At 48.3% G+C, this 22147-nt stretch carries 22 protein-coding genes, 3 tRNA genes, 1 pseudogene, 1 riboswitch and 1 other annotated feature; of the genes and pseudogenes, 6 read left to right on the forward strand and 20 right to left on the reverse strand.

The window, feature by feature from the left end; all coding sequences use genetic code 11:
* The 6 genes and pseudogenes from BLU12_RS09910 to BLU12_RS08815 form a co-directional block, all read right to left on the reverse strand.
* Positions 1–173 (reverse strand): annotated as a pseudogene (locus BLU12_RS09910) (ISLre2 family transposase); the annotation flags it as partial.
* 293 nt (positions 174–466) lie between these two features.
* The gene (metX, locus tag BLU12_RS08795; RefSeq protein WP_091462165.1) at positions 467–1570 is read right to left on the reverse strand and encodes a homoserine O-acetyltransferase MetX; all 1104 of its coding nucleotides are present in this window, start codon (positions 1568–1570) and stop codon (positions 467–469) included.
* Positions 1571–1595: 25 nt separating this feature from the next.
* Positions 1596–2879 (reverse strand): O-acetylhomoserine aminocarboxypropyltransferase/cysteine synthase family protein, encoded by a 1284-nt coding sequence (locus tag BLU12_RS08800; protein WP_091462166.1) that lies wholly within the window; start codon positions 2877–2879, stop codon positions 1596–1598.
* A gap of 75 nt (positions 2880–2954) precedes the next feature.
* Positions 2955–3062: riboswitch (SAM riboswitch) on the reverse strand.
* A gap of 60 nt (positions 3063–3122) precedes the next feature.
* Positions 3123–3965, reverse strand: coding sequence for an amidohydrolase family protein (locus tag BLU12_RS08805; protein ID WP_091462169.1), 843 nt, complete (start codon positions 3963–3965; stop codon positions 3123–3125).
* Positions 3962–4876: a methylenetetrahydrofolate reductase [NAD(P)H] gene (metF, locus tag BLU12_RS08810; protein ID WP_091462170.1), complete on the reverse strand. Its 915-nt coding sequence runs from the start codon at positions 4874–4876 to the stop codon at positions 3962–3964. Before metF ends, BLU12_RS08805 begins: the two co-directional genes overlap by 4 nt.
* Positions 4877–4891: 15 nt before the next feature.
* Complete coding sequence (locus tag BLU12_RS08815) at positions 4892–7300, reverse strand: homocysteine S-methyltransferase family protein (RefSeq protein ID WP_234945593.1); 2409 nt, start codon at positions 7298–7300, stop codon at positions 4892–4894.
* 93 nt (positions 7301–7393) lie between these two features.
* Here BLU12_RS08815 and BLU12_RS08820 point away from each other — a divergent pair, with 93 nt between their 5' ends.
* Both BLU12_RS08820 and dcd read left to right on the forward strand, forming a co-directional pair.
* On the forward strand, positions 7394–8272 hold the full coding sequence (locus tag BLU12_RS08820) for a hypothetical protein (RefSeq protein WP_234945594.1): 879 nt from the start codon (positions 7394–7396) through the stop codon (positions 8270–8272).
* A gap of 23 nt (positions 8273–8295) precedes the next feature.
* Complete coding sequence (dcd, locus tag BLU12_RS08825; RefSeq protein ID WP_009201737.1) at positions 8296–8892, forward strand: dCTP deaminase; 597 nt, start codon at positions 8296–8298, stop codon at positions 8890–8892.
* Here the strand turns inward: dcd and nfi are convergent.
* From nfi to secE, 7 genes are all read right to left on the reverse strand, one after another.
* The gene (nfi, locus tag BLU12_RS08830; protein ID WP_234945598.1) at positions 8889–9566 is read right to left on the reverse strand and encodes a deoxyribonuclease V; all 678 of its coding nucleotides are present in this window, start codon (positions 9564–9566) and stop codon (positions 8889–8891) included. The genes dcd and nfi overlap by 4 nt on opposite strands.
* A 55-nt stretch (positions 9567–9621) precedes the next feature.
* The gene (rplL, locus tag BLU12_RS08835; protein WP_009201739.1) at positions 9622–10005 is read right to left on the reverse strand and encodes a 50S ribosomal protein L7/L12; all 384 of its coding nucleotides are present in this window, start codon (positions 10003–10005) and stop codon (positions 9622–9624) included.
* 48 nt (positions 10006–10053) lie between these two features.
* The gene (rplJ, locus tag BLU12_RS08840; protein WP_200778745.1) at positions 10054–10587 is read right to left on the reverse strand and encodes a 50S ribosomal protein L10; all 534 of its coding nucleotides are present in this window, start codon (positions 10585–10587) and stop codon (positions 10054–10056) included.
* A gap of 14 nt (positions 10588–10601) precedes the next feature.
* Positions 10602–10745: a sequence feature (ribosomal protein L10 leader region), on the reverse strand.
* A 79-nt stretch (positions 10746–10824) separates the two neighbouring features.
* Entirely contained in the window at positions 10825–11535 is a 711-nt protein-coding gene (rplA, locus tag BLU12_RS08845) for a 50S ribosomal protein L1 (RefSeq protein ID WP_009201741.1), read from the reverse strand.
* A gap of 52 nt (positions 11536–11587) precedes the next feature.
* Entirely contained in the window at positions 11588–12013 is a 426-nt protein-coding gene (gene rplK / locus BLU12_RS08850; protein ID WP_091462183.1) for a 50S ribosomal protein L11, read from the reverse strand.
* A 32-nt stretch (positions 12014–12045) separates the two neighbouring features.
* Positions 12046–12588, reverse strand: coding sequence for a transcription termination/antitermination protein NusG (gene nusG / locus BLU12_RS08855; protein WP_009201743.1), 543 nt, complete (start codon positions 12586–12588; stop codon positions 12046–12048).
* 132 nt (positions 12589–12720) lie between these two features.
* The gene (gene secE, locus BLU12_RS08860) at positions 12721–12903 is read right to left on the reverse strand and encodes a preprotein translocase subunit SecE (RefSeq protein ID WP_009201744.1); all 183 of its coding nucleotides are present in this window, start codon (positions 12901–12903) and stop codon (positions 12721–12723) included.
* A 333-nt stretch (positions 12904–13236) separates the two neighbouring features.
* Between secE and BLU12_RS08865 the strand changes: the two genes are divergently transcribed.
* Both BLU12_RS08865 and BLU12_RS08870 read left to right on the forward strand, forming a co-directional pair.
* Complete coding sequence (locus tag BLU12_RS08865; protein WP_159428521.1) at positions 13237–14517, forward strand: alkaline phosphatase family protein; 1281 nt, start codon at positions 13237–13239, stop codon at positions 14515–14517.
* Between the two features lie 6 nt (positions 14518–14523).
* Entirely contained in the window at positions 14524–15309 is a 786-nt protein-coding gene (locus BLU12_RS08870) for a hypothetical protein (protein ID WP_091462187.1), read from the forward strand.
* Between the two features lie 145 nt (positions 15310–15454).
* Here BLU12_RS08870 and BLU12_RS08875 read toward each other — a convergent pair.
* The 6 genes from BLU12_RS08875 to BLU12_RS08900 all read right to left on the reverse strand — a co-directional run bounded on the left by BLU12_RS08875 (position 15455) and on the right by BLU12_RS08900 (position 19444).
* Positions 15455–15531, reverse strand: a tRNA-Trp gene (locus BLU12_RS08875).
* A 21-nt stretch (positions 15532–15552) separates the two neighbouring features.
* The gene (gene rpmG / locus BLU12_RS08880; protein ID WP_009201747.1) at positions 15553–15702 is read right to left on the reverse strand and encodes a 50S ribosomal protein L33; all 150 of its coding nucleotides are present in this window, start codon (positions 15700–15702) and stop codon (positions 15553–15555) included.
* 30 nt (positions 15703–15732) lie between these two features.
* Positions 15733–16938, reverse strand: a complete 1206-nt coding sequence (gene tuf / locus BLU12_RS08885; RefSeq protein WP_091462190.1) for an elongation factor Tu — start codon at positions 16936–16938, stop codon at positions 15733–15735.
* A 174-nt stretch (positions 16939–17112) separates the two neighbouring features.
* Positions 17113–17188 (reverse strand) — tRNA-Thr (locus BLU12_RS08890).
* A 4-nt stretch (positions 17189–17192) separates the two neighbouring features.
* Positions 17193–17278, reverse strand: a tRNA-Tyr gene (locus BLU12_RS08895).
* 87 nt (positions 17279–17365) lie between these two features.
* Complete coding sequence (locus tag BLU12_RS08900) at positions 17366–19444, reverse strand: patatin-like phospholipase family protein (protein ID WP_091462192.1); 2079 nt, start codon at positions 19442–19444, stop codon at positions 17366–17368.
* A gap of 103 nt (positions 19445–19547) precedes the next feature.
* Between BLU12_RS08900 and BLU12_RS08905 the strand changes: the two genes are divergently transcribed.
* Positions 19548–20282 carry an SDR family NAD(P)-dependent oxidoreductase gene (locus BLU12_RS08905; RefSeq protein ID WP_091462193.1) on the forward strand — a complete coding sequence of 245 codons (735 nt, stop codon included), beginning with the start codon at positions 19548–19550 and terminating at the stop codon, positions 20280–20282.
* Between the two features lie 59 nt (positions 20283–20341).
* Entirely contained in the window at positions 20342–21094 is a 753-nt protein-coding gene (gene cuyB / locus BLU12_RS08910; RefSeq protein WP_091462195.1) for a cysteate racemase, read from the forward strand.
* Here cuyB and BLU12_RS08915 read toward each other — a convergent pair.
* Positions 21091–22128, reverse strand: coding sequence for a hypothetical protein (locus tag BLU12_RS08915; protein ID WP_111089572.1), 1038 nt, complete (start codon positions 22126–22128; stop codon positions 21091–21093). The genes cuyB and BLU12_RS08915 overlap by 4 nt on opposite strands.
* Positions 22129–22147 lie beyond the last annotated feature (19 nt).

Below are 22147 nucleotides of genomic sequence, written 5' to 3' on the forward strand. Positions count from 1 at the left end.
GCCTCATCTGCAAGCTCGAAGTAAGCCTTTATCAGTTCTCGGATGAAGGCCTTCATGATCCGAGAGATTTCGTCTTCAATTTCCGCTAATGTCCTGACCTCGGAATCACCGAAGAATTCAAGCAACTCCTTGATGAAGTTTATTGCTATTTGTAGTAAAATATCCTTGTTCAAGTTGGGACCCTCCTTTATGAGTTTTTGTGTGCTACAAAGATTCTACCAAAAGGAGGGGTCCCTTTCTTTTTACCTCTGAAAATCTCCTACAAATATTTTACGCGATCGGGACGGCATTTTTCAAAAATACCAATTGAAAATAATCTCGTAACGTGAACTACCCCTTCCTTACAAAAAAGGCTTCCTACTTCATAGTGGCCCTAGCAGACCAGCTCCGCAGGCGTAACTTTCCATGGTAGGGAAGCATTAGGCCGCTTCCAGAGCCAACGCCTTCTTCAGAATGAGCATTGTTTTTAGTACAGCATAGTCCTCTTCCAGAAACCCCGCAAAATGTCGTCCAGTTGATCCAAGTCTATAAGAAAGGCGTCATGCCCGTTATCGCTCTCTATTTCGTCGTAAAAGGCTTCGACGCCAGCTTCCCTGGCTTCGGAGACTATCCCTTCAACCTGCCAATTGGGAAAGAGAAGATCGCTCGATATGCCCACGGCCAAAAGCTGGCCGCCAATCATTGAAAGCGCTTTCTTAACCCCTCCCCTGCCCTCTCCTATATCGTGCAAATCCATAGCCCTGGTCAAGTATAGATAGCAATTCGCATCAAACCTTTGCACCAACTTTTCGCCATGATGGTGAATATAGGTCTCGATCTTGAATTTGCCGTCCCAATCCCAGGGAGCGCCGAAGGCCAGCTCCCTCATGTATCTTTTGACAAAAGTTTCCTCGCTCCTGTAGGTGATCATGGCCAACATCCTCGCGATGGCGAGTCCTCGTTCCGGAGGAGCCGAATCGTAATAATCTCCTCCTCGCCATTGGGGATCTGCCATTATCGCCTGGCGCTGAACCTCGTTGAATGCAATCGCCTGAGGATACGTAAAGGCGGGAGCTGCTATCACTACTGAACGTTTTACGGCTTCAGGAAACATCACGGCCCACTCCAAAGCTTGCATCCCGCCCAAAGAACCTCCGATTACACATTCGAGTTTCTCGATGCCAATGATCTTTAAGGCTTCATGCTGCGCTTTCACCATATCCCTAACGGAGAATACAGGAAAACGCATACCGTAGGGACGCCCGTCGTCATCGCAAGGGCTCAAGGGCGAAGTGCTCCCGTAGGGGCTCCCCAAGACGTTGAAGCAAAGAACGCAGAACCTCTCTGTATCGATGGCCTTGCCAGGGCCAACCAAAGGATCCCACCACGCCTCAGGCAATCCGGGGACATCAGGGCCGGCGACATGATGGCTCCCGGTAAGGGCATGACATACCAGTACCACTCCTCTGGCATCTAAAGACCCGTACACGGCATAGGCCTGCCTGACCTTTTTTAATACCCTGCCGGACTCCAAATGAAGCTCTGGTATCTCGACCATTCCAATGGTTTCTTCCAGAAACTTACTTACCACGGACAGTTTACCCGCCTTCTTTTTTTTAAATTGAACTTAAGGCGCGATCGAGGTCGTCGATAATGTCCTCTACATCCTCAAGCCCTATGCTCAATCGCACCAATCCGTCCTCTATTCCCGCCTTTTCCAGCTCCTCTCTGCTTAGTTGGCTGTGGGTGGTTGAGGCAGGATGAATGGCCATGCTCCGGGCATCCCCTATGTTCGCTATGATCGAAAAGAGGTTCAAGCTGTTCAGAAACTTCCTCCCCGCCTCAATTCCTCCCTTCAAGCAGAAAGCTATCATGCCGCCATATCCCTCTCGGAAGTACTTTTTCGCCCTCTCGTGATGGGGGTGGCTCTCCAAGCCGGGATAGGATACCCAAGCTACTTCCTCGCGTTCTTCCAGGAATCTGGCAACGGCAAGGGCGTTTTCGCTGTGCTTTTTCATCCTGAGAGACAAGGTGCCGATGCTCATCCAAAGAAGATAGGCATCGAAGGGGGACATGCACCCTCCAATATCCCTCAGAGCGCAGGCACGCAGCTTGGTCGCCAGCGCTTTTGTACCGAAGGCCTCGGAAAACACCACCCCGTGATATGCCTCCTCCGGCTCGGTAAATTCCGGCCATTTCTTCATACTTCCCCAATCAACGTTACCACCGTCTACAACTACTCCCCCTATGATGTTGCCAAAACCGCTGAGATATTTAGTAGCCGAATGGACCACTACATTTGCGCCCCATTCCACCGGCCGACAGAGGGCAGGAGACATGAAAGTATTGTCCACTATCAGCAAGGCTTCGTTATCTCTCGCTATGACAGCAAGCTCCTCAAGGGGAGCTACGTTCAGGCTTGGATTTCCCACTGTCTCGGTTATTATGCAACGAGTTTTCGGAGATACAGCTTTTGCCACTTCCTCCGGATCGTCCGTATCAACGACACTTACTTCCACGCCGAATTTAGAAAAGATATTCGAAAGCAAAGTCAAAGTCCCGCCATATACCTTGCGTCCCAATATCACGTGGTCGTCCTTTTTGCAGATTAAAGAAAGCAATTGATTGAAGGCCGCCTGCCCCGACGAAGTGGCAACGGCAGCCGAACCACTTTCAAGGTCTGCAATTACCTCTTCAAAAGCTGCCACCGTAGGGTTTCCGATTCGAGAATATATGAAACCTTCCTTTTTTAGCTCAAACAGAGACGCGGCCTCCTCGGCGGAACCGAACTTGTAACCCGCCGTCAAATATATGGGAAGTCCAAAGGATCCCGTGCTCGGATCATGATCCCACCCCGAGTGAAGCGCCCTGGTCGAAAATCCTTTTAAATCTTTTTCCAACTGATTAGCCTCCTTTGGTGAAGTTTAATTAAAAAGCCTTCTCCCTCAAGAGGGAAGAAGGCTTTTCGCTCGTCCCTCTCATCATTCAACCTTTCGGTTGCAGGTTTTGGCACCACGCTCCCCAAAGGGTAAGCAGGTTGCCGGGCTTCGCAGGGCCAGTCCCTCCGCCGCTCTGGATAAGAGTTCCAAAATATTTTATCAGTATTTACGCGTTGCCTAATGATACCATTTTTCCGTCAATTTTCAATCGGAGGCTGCAAACTTTTCAAAGTTGCAGCCAAATATGGACTTTAAAAAGTCGTCACTCATATCAAGTTGGGCTAAAAGCCTCTTATATCGCTCTAACGAAAGAATGGGATAATCGCTCCCGTAAAGGAACTTTCCGGCCAATCCCGCCGCTTCGATGGCTTTAAAAATAGTCGGGCCATAAAGAAAGGGAGCAGCTGCCGTATCGTAATATGCGTTTTTTAGGGCGAGCTTCATCTCGGGCATCATCTCGTAAATCCAAAGCCCGCCGCCGAAGTGTGCAAAGATCACTTTTACTTCAGGGTGATTGAGACAAAAGGCCGCCGCTTCCTTAGGACCCACATTACCCTTTCCGGGGTAATCATGGCCGACGGGTTCCGCGGTATGAATCATCACAAACATGTTCATCTCGTAGCACGCAGCAGCAAGCCTCCACGTTTCCCTGGGATCGGTGATGTCGAAATCCTGCCCTTGAGGAAAGATCTCGCCTACCCCTATCAGCCCTTCCTCCCTGCATCTTTCTATCTCCTTTACGGCGCCTTTCACTAGGGGGGGCACCACCGCCATTCCCTTAAAACGGTCGGGGTGCTCTTTCACTGCTCGGATTACGTAATCGTTGCAGAGCTTACATAAAGCCAGATCGCTGAAGGAAAAACCGAATATAAGGCTTTGGGCGATGCCATCGGCATCCATTTGAGCGATCACGTCATCCGCAGTTGCCCATCTGTGCACCTTGCCTCTGGCGAGCATTCCGAAATAGGGCTCACTTTCAGCGATCCTCTCCCAATCGCGTATGACCTCCGGAGGATATACGTGGACATGACAATCAACGATCCTCACAAAAGAGCCTCCTCATTATTTTTGTCATTTACGAACCCCTCTCGCAGGGTTTCTATGTTAGAGGTTATTTTTCTTGCAACATGTGCCTTATTCATCGTATATAAATGTATCCCTCTCACTCCAGAGGCTATCAGATCCACTATCTGGTCCGTCGCGTAGGCAATGCCTGCTTCTTCCAGTGAACGAGGATCGTCGGCGTACCTGTGAAGAATCCTGACGAACTTCTTCGGCAGCGAGGCGCCGCAAAGGGTTACTATCCTTTCGATTTGATTTTTGTTCACCACCGGCATAATTCCTGCCGATATGGGCACTTCTATGCCCGCAATGCTCGTCCGCTCAACAAAACGATAAAAGAGCTCGTTGTCGAAAAACAGTTGAGTTACCAAAAAATCCACGCCGGCATCAACTTTTTGCTTCAAATAGTGCAGGTCCTTAATCGGATCATCGCACTCTATGTGCCCTTCCGGATAGGCGGCCCCGCCAATCGCTATCTTCTCTCCGTACCTCTCTCGTAAAAATTTAACCAAATCGATAGCATGACTAAAGTCTCCTCCAACAAAGGGGCTTACGGCTTCCTGCGGAGGATCCCCTCTTAAGGCTAAAATGTTATGAACACCACTCTCTAGAAGAAGATCAACCACCCCCACCACCTCATCCCGCGTAGAGCCGATGCATGTCAAATGGGCTAGGGATTCGATGTCATAGACGTTTTTAACATCTATGGCTATCTGCGGTGACCTATCCCGGGTTGACCCGCCTGCGCCGTAAGTTACACTTATAAAGTCGGGCGACAGACCTTTGAGGTCATCCAAAGTGCTGTAAATCCTATCCAGAGGCGTCGTAGGCTTTGGAGGAAAAATCTCGAAAGAAAATACGAACTTATTCCTCTCAAAAATATCTTTGATTTTCAATTTATGTATACCCCCTTATCGACCAAGCAGTTTTTCGACCAGACGAACGGCGCTCAAGGCGTCGGGAGCATAACCGTCTGCGCCTATATGGTCGGCATAGTTTTGCGAAACCGCCGCTCCGCCTATTATAACTTTGACCGACAGATTTTCTCCTTTGATTTTCCTTGTTACCCTCTCCATTTCACTCATCGTCGTGGTCATGAGGGCCGACAACCCTACTATTTGGGCTTCTCCCTTCCTTGCCTCTTCGAGTATCTTCTCCAGCGCCACGTCTTTGCCAAGATCTATAACTTTGTATCCATGGCTTTTCAAAACCATGGATACTATATTTTTTCCTATGTCATGAATATCGCCCGCCACCGTGGCCATTAGGATGCATCCCCGGTCTTTCAGGGTTCCTCCTCTGCTTAATACTGCTTGCTCCACGAGATCGCACACGCCTTGTGCCGCCTCGGCAGAAGAAATGAGTTGGGGCAAGAAGTAGTCGCCACATTCGTACAATCTGCCCACCTCCTCCAAAGCGGGGAGGACAACGTCATTTATCAGAGCCAAAGGCTCTCCTCCCTCGCTCAAAAACCTCCTGGCGACGGCCAAAACGCCCCCCCTGTCACCCTGTACGATCATGCCCTTCATCTGTTCTATCGGGCTCGAGGCGCCTTCCTTCTTCTCAGGGGAAGAGGTGTCTTTTTCCTCTGACTTTAAAGACCTCGCCCAAGTTATATAGCCTGATGCCCCTTTATCCCGTCCGACCAAAAGATTGCAAGCCATCATCAGGGAAGCGAAGCTTTCGTCCAACGGGTTTGCTATCACCGAATCCAATCCAGCGCCTGCTGCCATGGTGAGAAAAGCATTGTTCAAAAGAGGCCTGTTGGGCAAACCGTGCGATACGTTGCTGACACCCATTATGGTAAAAAGGTCAAGCTTTTTAAACGCCCTGAGTGCCTCTAGCGTGACAACTCCGGCTCTCCCATCTGCGGCCACTGACATGGTAAGGGGATCTACGAACAGTCTCGATTTCGAAAAACTCATCTCGTCGGCAAGAGCGCAAACCTTTTCTACGGCCTTTATTCTCCCTTCCACCGTCTCCGATATACCATCCTCGTCTATGGCAAGCACGACCAGGCAAGCGCCGTACCTCTTTGCAAGTTCTATGCCCTTAATTAACTTTTCCCTTTCGGCAGTCACGGAATTAATCAAGGGAATTCCTGCAACGTGAATCAACCCCTCCTCAAGGACGTCAGCTTCGTCGGCATCAATGGAGATGGGGAGGGTGCAGGCGCTTTCTACGGCCTCGACCGCCTCTCGGATCGCCCTTTTTCTGTCGATGCCGGGCAGACTGATATTGACGTCTATCACCTGGGATCCTGAACTGCTTTGTCTTCTCGCCTCCTCCGAGAGGGCATCCCACTTGTACTGAGCCACCTCATCCCTTATGGGCGACTTTCTCGATACGTTTATCCTTTCACCTACGACGACTATAGGCTCACCGGCTCCCGCAAAAACCAACCTGCTCCTGCTTGCCAAGGCCGCCTTTTCGACTTTCCGGGGACGTAGGGGTTTTTCTTGCGAAGCAACGCCTTTCAAATGAGCTATATGTTCAGGGGTTGTGCCGCAGCAACCGCCTACGACGGAAGCTCCCGCCCGAATTAATTCGCGCCCTTCCTCGGCAAATTCCCTTGGATCGAAGTCCTCCTTTCCGGGGGTACCTGCGTTCGGATAGGCAAAGATTGGGATTCCTGCATTAAGGTAGAGTTTCTTGACTATTTCTCTTGCGAGATCCGGTCCAAAGCCGCAGTTAACGCCCACAGCACAGGCTCCTATCATCCTCGCCCAGTGGGCAACCACCTCCGGCGGACTTCCAGTTATGGTACGCCCATTGCGTTCGAAGGTGAAGGAAACCACGAAAGGAATATGGGCTGCTACATCTTTAATGGCTAATACAGCGGCCTTCGCCTCTTTTATGTCCATCTGCGTTTCGATCAGAAAAAAGTCCACTCCGCCGTCTCTCAACCCGATAGCCTGCTCTTTGTATGCTTCGTAGGCCTCTTCGAAACTTAAGTTTCCAAGAGGCCTTATAAGTTCGCCCAAGGGACCCATGGAACCCGCCACATAGGCGTCCCATCCTTCTGCAGCTCGTCTGGCAATGCGTGCAGCCTCCTCATTTATCCGCCGTGCCTTTTCGCCCATCCCCCTATAGCTCAGCTTTATCGGGCTCGCACCAAAGGAGTTGGTCTCAACGACGGAAGCGCCGGATCTGAGGTACTCTTTGTGGATATCGAGCACTACATCGGGGGCGATCAGATTCATCTCCTCCGGCAACATTGGCGGCCGCCATCCCTTCTCGGAGAGCATAGTGCCCATTCCGCCATCCAGCACCAATACCCTATCGAGGGAGGTAATCAAGTCAACAAATTTCAGCGGCAAGTCAAAATCACACCTTTCCCTGCTATGATATATTGTCACAAATATATACACTATAATGAGATGTATTCTACTCAAAGGGAGGGAAAATTTCACGTGAAATATCCAAATTTCAAAAATGACACTCGATGGCACATCTTTTACACCATGAAAAAACTCAAGATCGCACTTGAAAAACCTTCGACGCAGCCAAGGGGCAGGGAAATACTTGAAATAATAGATCGCAACTTAAGAGGGCTTAATACCGACGAAGCCATAACTCCCCCTATCGAAGGTCTATCGAAAGCCCTATCTGTTGTAGATAAGATCATTTTGGGCATAAATTTTGGAGCGCCGGAATGGCCTAATAAACTCCTGGACCTGTACGGTCCTCCCGTTAAATGTTACGTCACGCCTTTTATAGAGGAAGATTTCCCCTTAAGCGACATGCAGAAGTTCTTCCCCAACTGGGAACAACCCTGTGAATGGTACTTACTGCCCTTTGATTTAGAGGAACAGGATTCCCCCTTAAACCTTCAATTTTTGTCCAAACATCTGGATAGAGCGTGGGCCATGTATGAAAACAAGGCTTATAACCGTTTTGCTCTTATCTTCTCGCCTGCCCTTTCGCTTTTGACATACAGCTATGAGAGGTTCGCCTGGAAAGACCTAGAGGCCTTCGATTGGCCGGAGAAGATAAAAGAATGGTTTGCCCTTTTGTCTCATTATACTGCCGAGAATGCCGTCTCATCCCATGTATGGGATTGGCAATGGGATGAGATAGTCTATGCCACATCCTTGTTCCTCGACAATATCCCCCCCTGTCAAAACAAGGAAAAAGCACTGGACATAAAAAATATCCTCATCGCCGGTTCCATCGTGGCCTCCTACAAAGTTCATAGCGGAGCATCGCTTGAGGAATTAACTTCCCTGGAAAGGCTGATCGCCTTTGCATGCGACGGCAGTCTGTTCTTATCGCGATATCAAATGTCTTGAATTTCGAAGGAGGGCGACGATACATGGCGAACGTGCTTGGTTCAAATGAAATCAAAAACATGTTGGATAGGGGCGATTTAATCGTTACACCTTTGTTGGATTTAAATCGCCAGATCGGAAGGGCATCGCTCGATGTAAGGCTCGGGCAGGACTTCGTGCTCTTTAGAAAGGGTCAGATTCCGGTGATGGACGTAAAAAGAGCTTTCGACAACACAGCTTGGGTAGATTATTACGACCATATAAGGACTGATTATGGCCAGCCCTTTATATTGCATCCCGGCCAATTCGTTCTGAGCTCGACGTTGGAATTCCTTCGATTGCCTCGAAATGTCATGGCTTATGTCATAGGCAGGTCTTCCTGGGGAAGGGCAGGTCTCGTAATTGCTACGGCAACCTTCGTCGATCCAGGATTTCAAGGAGTTATAACTTTAGAGCTGGTCAACGAAGGAGAGGTGCCTCTTTCCCTGTATCCCGGAACGAGGATAGCTCAGCTTGTTTTTCACAGGCTCGACGGCGAAGTGCAAGCATACAAGGGCAAGTACGCCTTTGACACCAAGGCCACGGCCAGCAAGGCCTATGAGGACGAAGAAGTGCTGAGGCTCACTCGAAGGGAAAATTAATTGGAACGGACCTTGGCAGTTACCAACTGATGGGCCAGGCGGGTGGGCTCAGGCAAGCGATAACGACTGCAACACGCTAAAACCAAATTAGCAGATTGCAATAATGATACTTTATGGCCAGGACTCACATAGAGGGGTCGAACGTCACTTCTCGTTCGCAGGACATGTCCGATAACTTCGCCATTCTGTCGCAGCGGCACCCACGACCCCTTTGTCCGTGGCACAGGCAGGTGGCTTCCTATCAAACGACTTTTAGCAACTCCAATAGCAGGCAAGTCCAAAACTACGCCGAAATGAGCAGCTATGCCCAATCTTCTGGGGTGTGCGATTCCGGCTCCGTCTATCATCCACAGGTCTGCCTTCAGTGATAATTTGTCGAAAGCCTTTATTGCAATAGGCAGTTCCCTGAAGGAAAGCAAGCCCGGTATGTAGGGAAAGTTGATACTTTCTTCGACGTAAACAGCTTCCACTGTCTCGCCGGTGTGACGATCCCATACAAGGGCTACGGCACATCCCTCTTTTGCTCCCCTGCCCTTGTAGGCTACATCTATGCCGCCTATTAGCCTAACCTTCTCAATATTGCAATAATCTTCTGTTATCACGAAGCCACATATTTTCTTCTGTAATTCGATAGCCTCTTTTGGGTCTCGGGGGAATTCAAACAAATCCTTCACTCCTAAATAAAAGTGCGAGATGTCTTTGACGTCATCTCGCACTTTAGCCTCTCAGTTACTTTACTTCTACTTCTGCGCCGGCCTCTTCCAGTTTTTTCTTGATCTCTTCGGCTTCCTCCTTGGAAACGCCTTCCTTTACTGGCTTTGGTGCGCCATCTACCAAATCCTTGGCCTCCTTGAGGCCCAGGCTGGTGATCTCGCGAACTACTTTTATGACGTTTATCTTGTTCGCTCCTATGGATTTGAGAATTACGTCGAACTCCGTCTTCTCTTCCTCTTCGGCAGCAGCGCCGGCTCCGCCGGCAGCAGGAGCAGCAGCCATCATTGCAACAGGAGCTGCAGCGGATACTCCAAATCGATCCTCAAGGGCTTTCACCAATTCTGAAAGTTCTAGAACAGTCATCTCCTCAACTGCCTTTATGATTTCTTCTTTCGTCATTTCTCGATTCCTCCCTTTTAAATTTTAACGGTTGTACCAAAAATGTCTTTAAGCTGCTTCTTTCTCCTTTGCCTTTGCGATCTGATCTAAACAGGTCACCAAACCTCGGATGTTTCCGGACAACACTGTGACAAGTCCTCTTATCGGAGCTTCCATAGTGCCCAAAACCTGAGCCAACAGCACATCCCTCGATGGCAAGGTGGCCAAAACGCTGACATCTTCCGGACCTAAGAGCCTTTGTTCAAGCAAAGCTCCCTTTATTTTCAAGGCCTCGCTCTTGGTCGTTTTAATGTAATCCGTTAAGGTCTTAGCTACTACTACCGGATCTCCATAGGCAATCGTGAAAACGTTAGGGCCGGAGAGCATCTCCTCGGGTACCGGCAATCCGACTTCCTTCAGGGCCAGGCTGAAGAGAGTGTTTTTCGCTATCCTCATCAAACCCTGGGCTTCTCTGATCTTCGCCCTGATTTGTCCTATCTGCTCCACCGTTAGCCCCTTGTACTCGCAGAAAAATACCGCCTGAGATCCCTGAAGCAATCCGATCAACTCTTGTAACTCCTGAACGTTCGCCTTTGAAGGCATTCCTTCACCTCCTTTTTTAAAAAAATAAGGCTCCCGGGCGTTCCCCAGGAGCCTTATCATCATGACATAACGACGATCTCCTGGACCTCGGCAGGCCGGCCTCTTCTGGCCGATTAAGGTAATCCACCTGCTGTCTTAAGCCCAATAGCACAACATATTATACTTACACTACCGATGCATATCAAGCAGACTTTTAAAAATCTATCTTCAAGGGCGGCCAAGCCACCCTTAGCAAACCTATTCTTCTACCAACTCCTTTTGAGCTCTTGCAGGATCGACCTTGATCCCAACGCCCATAGTTGGAGCTACGGTAATACTTCGTACGTACTGTCCCTTAACGGCAGCGGGGCGGGCACGGAGCACTGCACGCAAAAGCGTTTTTGCATTATCGAATAACATGTCCGGTGTAAAGCTCATCTTGCCGATTCCCACATGAATGATTCCGTACCTGTCGACACGGAACTCGATTCGTCCTGCCTTGATTTCCCTAACAGCTTCGCCCACATCGAAGGTAACGGTCCCTGTCTTGGCGCTTGGCATCAAACCGCGAGGGCCCAGGATTCGTCCGAGACGACCTACTACGCGCATCATGTCGGGCGTAGCGATAACTGCATCGAAATCCAGCCATCCACCTTCGATCTTCTGAACCATGTCCTCCCCGCCGACAAAATCGGCACCGGCTTCTTCGGCTTCCTTGATCTTCTCTCCTGAAGCTATGACGAGCACTCTCTTCTCCTGACCAGTCCCATGGGGCAAGCTTACCGTACCCCTAACTTGCTGATCGGCATGACGGGGGTCTACGCCCAAACGTATGTGCACCTCGACAGTCTCATCAAACTTAGCCTTTGGGAATTCCGCCAAAAGCTCGAGCGCCTCTCTAAGGCCATAAAATTTTACCTTATCGACCTTCTCCAACATTGCTAAATAACGTTTCGATCGTTTTGCCATATCGCATTCCTCCCTGTGGTCAATAGCGGGTCTCCCCTGCCACTAATATCCCCTAACCTACCACTTCTATGCCCATAGATCGGGCCGTTCCCTCGATCATGCGCATAGCTGCCTCGATGTCGTTGGCATTTAAATCCTGCATCTTGGTCTTGGCTATTTCCCTTACCTGTTCCCTCGTGACCTTGCCGACCTTGTTCCTGTTTGGTTCGCCCGAACCCTTCTCGACCCCGGCAGCTTTCTTGAGCAGTATACTGGCTGGCGGCGTTTTAAGTTCGAAGGTAAAGCTTCTGTCGGCATAAACGGTCAGCACGACAGGAATTATCATGCCTGCATCGTCTGCGGTCTTTGCGTTGAACTGTTTGCAAAATTCCATAATATTTACGCCGTGCTGGCCAAGGGCAGGACCCACTGGCGGTGCTGGAGTGGCCTTGCCCGCCGGCAACTGCAGCTTTATCTGTGCTACCACCTTTTTTGCCATTTAAATTCCCTCCTATGCGACCTTCATTGCTTTTATATTTTGGTCAAATCATTGTAATCGGCCTCGACAATAGTCTCGCGACCGAAAAGCGTGACCGAAAATTTGACCTTTCCCTTCTCCGGAATGACCTCGACAACCGTACCAGCCTGCCCTTCAAAGGGCCCGCTCTTCACGCGAATCACGTCTCCCGGCTTGAGATCGATTTCCACCTTCGGCTTCATTTGTTCCCTGCCAATCTTGGCGAATACATCCTGTACCTCTCTATCGGATAAAGGTATAGGGTTATTTCCGGCTCCAACAAAACCCGTAACGCCCGGCGTATGTCTCACTACATACCAAGATTGGTCGTCAAGGATCATCTCCACGAGGATATAGCCGGGAAATACTTTTCTCTTTACTTTCTTCTGTTTCCCGTCCTTGACATATACTCTCTCTTCCATCGGCACGAGCACTCTAAATATTTTATCCTCCATGCCCATGGTAGCTATACGCTGTTCAAGATTGGCTTTGACCTTGTTTTCATATCCTGCATATGTTTGGATAACATACCACCGACGCTCGTTTTTGTCACTCATCACCGAAAAGGGGGCCGTTTGGGCCCCCTCACCCCCCTAATGCTCTATTTTTATGATACAAGGGCTCTTTAATGTCGATCCCTTAGAGATCCTTCAAAAATTCTACGGCAGTTAATAACTCCTCGAAAAACACTACCCTACAACTTTTGAGAAAACTGCAGTAAATATCAAATCCAGAACGCCTAAATAGGCCGAGACCAACAGGGTAACACCTATAACCAGCAACGTAGATATCCAAACTTGCTTTCTGTTTGGCCACGTAACCCTCCTAAGCTCTGCCCGCGCTTCTCTCAAAAAATTCATAACCTTTCCCAAATTCTTTTCCTCCTGCTATATGAGGTAAGAAAACGAAAAGCTCTATAAATGCGGAACCGCAATCCTATCCCTAATATAGAACCTACCTGTAAACCAAATGAAATTCAATACAACAGACTCATGAAAACCCTATTGAACAGACACACAGGACAGCAACCAACATAAGACATATTGGCACTTGCCGAAGTATATTATCATGCACATATTTTATAAGTCAAGCGAATCGGCTTCGTGATCTTTGATGTGTAAATTTAACCTAAACTATATAATAACAGATAACAACAACAAAGAGGTTATTGAAACAAATATACCCTTTCGAAGGGAGGCATCATCTTGAAATGCCTATTTATCATATTGGATGGTTTGGGAGACAGAGGCATATCCGACTGGAACCAGAACACTCCCCTGCAAAAAGCCCATACACCGACACTTGATTATTTAGCAAGTGTCGGAGCTAACGGATCTTTGACTGCCCTCTGCAAAGGTGCGCCCCTGCCCAGCGAAATTGCTCACTTTTTAATATTTGGTTATGCCATTGAAGATTTCCCCGGAAGGGGAGTCATAGAAGCCTTGGGTTACGATTTCGAAGTCAGCTTCGACGAAGTTTTCGTTCTCGTGAAACTGTTGTCCGTAAAAGAAATTGACGACACTCTTTATCTTGCAGAGGAAAAGCCACCTGCAGACGAAGAAACGATAATGTCATTGATAGATGATATACGATATTTTAGACATAAAGGCATAGAGGTCGAATTTAAGCCAACGCACGGCATAGACGGCATCCTAAAACTGTCTGGCAATGTATCCTCCCAAATTTCTGACTCTAATCCTATTTTTAACGGTCGCCCCCTTTTGCAAATTGAATCCCTGGAGGGAGCCGAAAACCTCGACGCAGCAAATCAAACTGCAGAGGTGTTGAACAAATATATTCTGTGGGCTCATTTAAAATTAGCCTCAAATCCCCTAAACAGCAAAAGAAAAGACTTGGGCTTGCCGCCCATAAATGCTGCGGCAACCCAAAGAGCTGGAAAATTAAAAAAGATAAAAAGCTTTGAGGAAAAATGGAAACTTAGATCGGAAGCTTTCGTGTCTTCGGCTTTATATACAGGCATAGGCAAAATATTTGACATGAAAGTTCATAGATTTAACATAAAAGATCCTTATGAAGACCTGCTTGCAAAACTAAAACAGGCAGTCGAATCCGAAAAAGATTTTTGCTTCGTCCATACGAAGGCTCCGGACGTCGCAGCTCACACCCGCATCCCGGAAAATAAGGTAAAGGTCATCGAATCACTTGATAGTGCTCTTGGAAAGATCTTGCCGGAATTGGACTTCAACGAAACCCTGCTGGTGATAACTGCCGACCACTCCACTCCAAGCGTTGGTGACATGATACATTCCGGAGAAAGCGTGCCGCTATTGATAGTTGGCAAATACCTTCGAAGAGATAAAGTCGTCAATTTCGACGAGATATCATGCCTCTACGGCTCCCTTGGCGAAGTCAGAGGAAATGAAATTATGCCCATGATCCTAAATTTCATGGACAGGGCAGATCTTTACGGAATGCAATACGGACAATGTCCCTTACGCATTAGCCGTGACAAATCGTTAGGGTGATTAATTATGAAAAGAGAAAAGCTACTTGAGATTTTTGCCACAAAACCTGATATAATAACTGAATTTCCGGAATGGATGCTTTCCTTAGAAAAAGTAATGAATATTCATTCAAGGGGATCTGCCGTAATAGGAGAGATAGCCGGTAGGGACAGCATTGTGGCTATCCTAAAAGCCCACGAACTTCACCATTTTTCTTTTCTTCTGCCTTCCATCGTTTACACGGGAACTGAGTACGGAAACCCTGAAATTATGATAAAAAGGCTCGATTTTGTAAAGAAAGAGCTCGCCAAAAGGGACGCTCACACCTTTGAGCCGGTAATTCACGGTTCTCCGAAATTATGGATGCAACTTTGCGCTAGCTCCTTCGAAATCTCAATAGAAAGATGGGGGTTTTACACCCCCTGCATAGCCTGCCACCTCTACCTTCACATCATGAGAGCTCTTCTAGCCATTAAACTCAAAATCTCAAGAATTGTCACCGGAGAAAGAAGTTCCCACGAAGGTGTGATTAAGCTCAACCAGCTTCCCTACGTCCTTGAATCATTCAAGGATTTTTTTGCAAGTTATGGGATCGAGCTTATGCAGCCCCTTAAAAATATTGCCTCAAACGAGGAAATGGCAAAAATCGCAGGCCCTGAAGAAGGAAAAAATCTCGAACAACTTGGCTGCGTTATGTCAGGCAACTATAAAGACCTGAGTAAAATTCGCGAACTACCGATCGAGGAATACCTACATGCCGAATTACTGCCCAAGGCAAAGGAGATGATCGATAAAATCTTAACCTCGGGTTAGTCAAACGAAATAATAAATTCCCATTTCGAAAGGAGTAAGTTTTATTGCGCCATTCAAATCGCTGTCGCATAAAATCCAGTCCGACGCTCCTAAATTTGCAATAAAAAACCCTGACTGAGAATATTCTCAGTCAGGGTGTATATTCTGGCAGGCCCGGCAGGATTCGAACCTGCAACCCCCGGATTTGGAGTCCGGTGCTCTGCCAATTCGAGCTACGGACCTGCTTGCAAGAGCTATTTTATACTACTTCGTCTCCTTGTGCAAGGTGTGTTTATTACACCACCGGCAAAATTTCTTCTTCTCGAGTTTCTTGGACTGTTTCTTCTTGTTAACAGTTGTCACGTAATTTCGGCGCTTGCACTCGGTGCACTCCAATCCAACTACATCGGCCATTCATATCCCCCCTTTCACTTTTAAGGGGACTTACTTGTCCAGTATGTCCGTTACTACGCCGGCACCTACTGTACGTCCGCCTTCCCTTATGGCAAACCTCAAGCCCTTCTCCAAGGCTACGGGAACTATGAGCTTCACTTCTATGTTGGCGTTGTCTCCGGGCATTACCATCTCTACGCCCTCGGGCAGGGTTATCTCACCGGTGACGTCGGTGGTCCTGAAGTAAAACTGAGGTTTGTAGCCGTTGAAGAAGGGGGTATGTCTTCCGCCTTCTTCCTTCTTCAGGACGTATATCTCGGCTTTGAAGTGTTTATGGGGAGTTATGGTGCCGGGTTTTGCCACTACCTGGCCCCTTTCCACGTCGTCTTTGCCCACGCCCCGAAGGAGTATTCCAATGTTGTCTCCCGCTATGGCCTCGTCTAAGATCTTTCTGAACATCTCAAGGGAGGTGGCCACAGTCTTTATCTTGTCCTCCCTCATGCCTACGATCTCCACTTCCTCGCCTGAGTTTATCTTTCCTCTTTCGACCCTGCCGGTGACGACGGTACCGCGTCCCGTTATGGAGAAGACGTCCTCAATGGGCATGAGGAAGGGCTGATCCACGGGACGCTCCGGAAGGGGTATGTAGCTGTCGCAGGCGTCCATGAGCTCCCATATCCTGCCGCACCACTGACACTCCCTCTTGCCGCAGCCGCACTCCAGGGCCTTCAAGGCGGAGCCTCTTATCACGGGGACTTCGTCTCCCGGGAAGTCGTAGCTTGAAAGGAGATCTCTCACTTCCATCTCGACAAGGTCCAACAATTCCTCGTCGTCCACCATGTCCACCTTGTTCATGAAGACCACCATGGAGGGGACGTTGACCTGCCTTGCCAAAAGGACATGTTCCCTCGTCTGCGGCATGGGCCCGTCGGCAGCGGATACGACTAATATGGCTCCGTCCATCTGGGCTGCTCCGGTGATCATGTTCTTTATGTAGTCGGCGTGTCCGGGGCAGTCTATGTGGGCGTAGTGTCTGTGGTCGGTCTGGTACTCCACGTGGGATATGCTTATCGTTATGCCCCGTTCCCTCTCCTCAGGGGCCTTGTCTATCTCGTCGAAGGGGGTGAAGTCAGCAAATCCCTGGGTGGAAAGGGTCCTGGTTATAGCGGCGGTCAAGGTTGTCTTGCCGTGGTCGATGTGCCCTATGGTTCCTATGTTTAAATGTGGTTTCATCCTCTCAAACTTTGCCTTTGCCATGCTTGTCAGCCTCCCTTAAACTAACCTGATCGTGCATTGCTAACCCTTAACGACTTCAAGAAGACGGCCGTTACCTTCTCCTGCTGCCCTTTTCTTGCACGTTTGCAAATAATTTCCCGGCAACATACTAAAAGAGATCCGAAACAACCCATGCGTCTCGGACCTCTAGCATTCTGGAGCCGACTGCCGGAATCGAACCGGCGACCCCTTCCTTACCATGGAAGTGCTCTGCCTGCTGAGCTAAGTCGGCTTAATGGTGGGGGGAGCAGGATTTGAACCTGCGAAGGCGTCCGCCGGCAGATTTACAGTCTGCTGCCTTTGGCCACTTGGCTATCCCCCCAAAAGCCAACCAAATAAACCGGCTCGCGAAAATGATTATACAAGGACCTCGTGGTTTGTCAACTTCAAAACCTCTACATGGGCGAAATTACGGCATAACCGGTTCAAAGGAAAGGGGCGGCATCCCCACAGAAAAGCCAAAAGTCCAATCGCTACGATCATCATATAAAGCAAATACGTTCAAGTCAATAAGCCTGTTGGGAATATTAAGCCTTATCCCAACTTCCCAAATATCATCAAAGCTATTCCAATCGTCATCCATGGCGTAACCTACAGCGCCGAAGAATTCGGGTTCAAACCTTGCAAACCAGCCTCTTATCAGGGCGCTTTTTAGGCCTACTCTGGCCCAGGCCGTGTTATCCGCCATAACAGGATGTCCGTAACGACTTAACAGTTCTCCGTGACCTCCAAGGTAAGATGCCCAAGCAGGAGTGCTCGCATCCCCTTTCTCCAAACCTCCGGAAAAATTCAGGCTCAACTTATCCCCAACGGAAAAAGAAGAATAAAAGTCCAAATGCCCAAGCAACGTTTCTCCTTCAGGATACCATAGCACTCCTTTGGCTTCAAAATATCCCTTTGACTTATCTGTTGATTTATTCTTATAAAAAAGTTTGACCATTGGGCCCCAATGATGATCGCTTCCATCACCATCTATGTAATCGAAGGCGAACCCTCCGCTAAAGGGCAGTAAGTCTTCGTCGACCTTGCTGAATCCCAAATACAAAAAAGACCTCTTCCAATCTACTTTTCCACTGTTTTCAGGAGAAATCTCCCAATCTTGAAAAGCCAGATCCGATTCGAAACGCCACGCCCCTCCCTCTTTCCCCATATAGCTAGCCCTCGCAAGAGTGTTCTCACCCAACCATAATTTCAAGTTTGCCTCATCGCCTATGTCCAGTACATCTCTTCCCGTATATTCGAGGCTAACCCACCTGTTGTAGGGGGACAGGTTTGTGCTGTAGCCATAGAATTTATATTCTTTAGGAGGTTTCCTTTGTACCACGAACTCGACGGTGACCTCTTCGTCATCTTCTAAAAGTTTGTAGTCGGCTGATGCCACACGATCATGCCTCAAAAGTTCCAAAAGGGCTTCATTAACTAGTGCCATATTCAGCGGCCTGCCTATCCACCATCTCTTTTCGGCAATAAAGGGTTTTTCTATATCGGGCAATCCGGTCAAGATCACGTTTTTGACGACGGGCCTTTCGGCTGAGGTGTAAGTTTCATCGACTTTATTGGCCACAAGCAGCTTTATATTCTCTATCTCTTGAGCGGCGGCAACTGCGCCGCGCTCGATTATTTGAGACGCATTGGAGAAGTTCATCAAAGATATATCGTCTACGGAGGGTCTTATCACAAAATCCGAGTATTGCAGGTCCTCTTGGACATTTTTTGCCGTCACTATGCCGACCGTTTGGCCTAACACGTCCACTATCGAACGTATCTCCTCTTTGGTCACCAACTTTCCAGTGACATCTACAGCTACCACTGGATAATCGGGAAAAAGCTCTTTTGCCACTCTAACGGGCAAATTTGCCACCATACCGCCGTCGATGAGGAGCTTGCCCTCGTAAGGCCACGGGGAAAATATACCCGGCAGGGCCATCGATGCCCTCATCGCAGAAGCGAGATTTCCCTTGGTTATTACAACCATGTCTCCGGTTTCAAGGTCCGTGGCGACAGCTGCGAAGGGTATTGGCAATTTCATGAAATCGTAGGTTTCCGCTTTAGCCGTATATTTCAACATCTCCTCGTAAAGACCCTTACCTTCCATGAGCCCCTTTCTTCCAACAATTCGCCCTTCCTTATCGTAACCAATTCTGATTATCGACTTGCTCTGAGACGATGGCGTTTTGCCGTCCCTTGAATCGGAGAACAATTCGTATATGTCCAATTCCTGAAAAATATTTGCCAGTTCGTCTCCATCGTATCCCGCGGCTGCTAAACCTCCAATTATCGCTCCCATGCTCGTTCCCACAATTCCGACTATTTGCACTCCCTCGTCTTGCAGGACTTTGATAACACCTATATGGGCCAATCCCTTAGCTCCCCCTCCCGAGAGGGCCAAGACAACTCCCTCATCAGCTGAAGCGTCAGATTGGATACAGAATAACATCACAGATAGCAAAAAGATCATCAACGGCCTGGCTTTATTTTTTATGAACATAATGTTAACCTCCAGGAAAAGTAGATTTTCTGTATTATTATAACTTTATGGTGCAACTAATACCCTATAAACACAAAAACCACAGAGTGAAGGGGGAGTTAAGATGGATTTAAAAGACAAGGTTGCCTTGGTCACTGGTGGAAGCAAGGGTATAGGCAAAGCAATTTGCATGGATCTGGCAGCCCATGGAGCACATATTGCTTTAACATACAACGCAAAGGAAGAACTGGCCCTGGAGACCGTCAGAGAAATCGAAAAAACGGGAAGAAAGGCACGTCATTACAGAGCAAATCTCTATGACAGGGCAGAAATAAGCGCTGTCGTTCAGCAAATCGTCGAGGACTTCGATACTATCAACATACTTGTAAACAATGCAGGTATAATAGGGGAAAACACGATACTACTGGAAATCGGCGAGGAAGAGTGGGACAGGGTGTTGAACTTGAACTTGAAAGGCGTATTTTTGCTCACTCAATGCGTGTTACCCTATATGATCGGCAACAGGATGGGTAAAATAGTTAATATAAGCAGCCTGGCGGGGAAAAACGGAGGGACCATGGGCGTCCATTATGCAGCGAGCAAGGCGGGGCTGATCGGCATGACCTTTCATCTGGCGAGAGAATTAATCGAACACAATATCGAGGTCAACGCCGTAGCGCCAGGGCCTGTGGATACAGACCTTTTGACGCCCGAAGATAAATCCCGATTGGCCGCCCTTTCTCCAAACGGCAGATTGGCCTATCCAGAGGAAATTGCCCATGGGGTAAGGTTTTTGATAGAAAATGATTACGTAAACGGCGAAGTGTTGGACATCAATGCAGGCAGATATATGGACTAATAAAAGCAAGATCATGTGGGAAAATATCAAAGATATCGAATCCCACTGTTGGTCATGAGTTGGATGAAAAAAATAAAAAACACAAAGGAGACCTGACCATAGCCATGTTTCCCAAAAAGACTCTAGGAGTATTAGGCGGTATGGGACCTCTTGCCTCCGCGGAATTCATGACGCTGCTGGCCAAATTGGCCCCTGCCGAATGCGATCAGGAACACCCAAAGGTAATTTTGCTTTCTTGGCCACAAATACCGGACAGGACCAAAGCCATATTGAGGGGAGGAGAAGATCCTTCGCCCTACTTGCTCGAAGGATTGAGCAAGCTTGCCTCCTGGGGCGCTGACCTGTTGGCCATCCCCTGCAATACAGCCCATTATTTTATAGATAGAATGGAGGCTGATTTGCCGAAACCGTTAATCCACATAGTGGAGGCAACTCTTGAAGAAACAAAAAGACGCACGTCCGGTGGAGCATGGCTACTCGCCACCTCCGGAACGATAAAGACGGAGCTTTACCAAAAACACGCCCCACGAATGGGAGTGCAGCTTTTGCTGCCCGAAAAAAGTTCGCAGGAACAAATCCAAAATTGTATCGAACTGGTAAAGAAAAACGATTTGCAAGGCGCGGGCTCTCTGTTAAAGGATATCCTGTCCTCGCTGAGCAGGGAAAGGGATCTCCCCTTTATTGCAGCCTGTACTGAGATTCCCCTGGCTTTCAAGGCAATAGGCAAAGAAAGCCTGATGATTTCCAGCCTCAATGCCCTTGCTTTAAAATGTATTTCCGTTATTTACGATCAAAAGAGTCTTTGCTCTTAGAAGGGCAAAAAAAGAAGGGCAACGAATAAAATGACCACGAATATCAAGGCAAGTATCAGGCGCAGATCTAAACCGACCTTCGCATGGGATTGCGGTGTCTTGACTTTAATGTCTCCCGGCGCAATGAATCTGAAATAATCCTCCCTATCGTCGTCTTCAAGTATGCCGTGAATTTCGTATTGGCCGTTCTTAAGCAATCGCACCATGAAGATCTGGCCTATAGCTTCGCTCTCATCTTTTGCGAGAAATATCACGTCTCCGGGACGAAGCTCCGATAATGGCGTCCCGTTAACAGCATCTATGACAGGGTCGATCTCCAAAAGAGACGCATTCTCATCTGAAGAAGCATCAACTGCATATGAACCCGTTTCGTCTACATTTTTGGTAACGCGATTTAAATACCTCGTTATCGCAGGATCCAGCGAGGTCAGGTTTACGCTCTTTTCCCTCAGCTCGGGCAAGGATAATTTGGCGATCTTGAAGGAAATGATGGGAATCGTCCTTCCTGTAGCTTCGCGAATCTTTTTCTCGTATTCTATCAATTTTTCCTTGGGTAGAAAGCTTTCGCTTACCGAGGCATTTTCGTTGCTTTGCAAAAATACGTTATAGGCATCGCTAGCCACCTCCGGCCACACCTTTCGCAGTTGCTGACTCGCATGTTGTGCCGCTATGAATTCCGCTTCGTTAACGGAAGCAGGCAAAGTTCCCGCCCCTTTGGACAATATATTGGCCACTGTCGACCATTTTTCAAGGGTAATATCCTTTGCCGAATAGGGCAAGGCGGTTTGAGATGTCCATATCACCTGGCTGTCCGGTCCTACAATCGCTGCTGCCAAAATAGTGATTTGATTGCTAAAGGACATCGATGTCCATATAGCCATATAGTCTTTGCATTCCTTCATCAAGTATACGAACAAAGTCCGCGGATCCTCTTCGCCCACCTCCTGGAGGTATCTATCGATCAGCTCCTCTATTTCTTCTTCTTTAAGGCCTAACATATAGGCCAACAGCCCCTTGACATACCATTCGGTCATTTTCATCTTCTCCGTTATT

Origin of the sequence: Acetomicrobium thermoterrenum DSM 13490, from assembly GCF_900107215.1 — a bacterium.
Taxonomy (GTDB): Bacteria; Synergistota; Synergistia; order Synergistales; family Acetomicrobiaceae; genus Acetomicrobium; species Acetomicrobium thermoterrenum.

Coding starts and splice junctions, on each gene's coding strand:
- dcd (WP_009201737.1), top strand. CDS start 8,296: ATGGCGAACGTGCTTGGTTCAAATGAAATCAAAAACATGTTGGATAGG.
- rplL (WP_009201739.1), bottom strand. CDS start 10,005: ATGACGAAAGAAGAAATCATAAAGGCAGTTGAGGAGATGACTGTTCTA.
- rplJ (WP_200778745.1), bottom strand. CDS start 10,587: ATGCCTTCAAAGGCGAACGTTCAGGAGTTACAAGAGTTGATCGGATTG.
- rplA (WP_009201741.1), bottom strand. CDS start 11,535: ATGGCAAAACGATCGAAACGTTATTTAGCAATGTTGGAGAAGGTCGAT.
- rplK (WP_091462183.1), bottom strand. CDS start 12,013: ATGGCAAAAAAGGTGGTAGCACAGATAAAGCTGCAGTTGCCGGCGGGC.
- nusG (WP_009201743.1), bottom strand. CDS start 12,588: ATGAGTGACAAAAACGAGCGTCGGTGGTATGTTATCCAAACATATGCA.
- BLU12_RS08870 (WP_091462187.1), top strand. CDS start 14,524: ATGAAAAGAGAAAAGCTACTTGAGATTTTTGCCACAAAACCTGATATA.
- rpmG (WP_009201747.1), bottom strand. CDS start 15,702: ATGGCCGATGTAGTTGGATTGGAGTGCACCGAGTGCAAGCGCCGAAAT.
- tuf (WP_091462190.1), bottom strand. CDS start 16,938: ATGGCAAAGGCAAAGTTTGAGAGGATGAAACCACATTTAAACATAGGA.
- BLU12_RS08900 (WP_091462192.1), bottom strand. CDS start 19,444: ATGTTCATAAAAAATAAAGCCAGGCCGTTGATGATCTTTTTGCTATCT.
- BLU12_RS08905 (WP_091462193.1), top strand. CDS start 19,548: ATGGATTTAAAAGACAAGGTTGCCTTGGTCACTGGTGGAAGCAAGGGT.
- BLU12_RS08915 (WP_111089572.1), bottom strand. CDS start 22,128: ATGACCGAATGGTATGTCAAGGGGCTGTTGGCCTATATGTTAGGCCTT.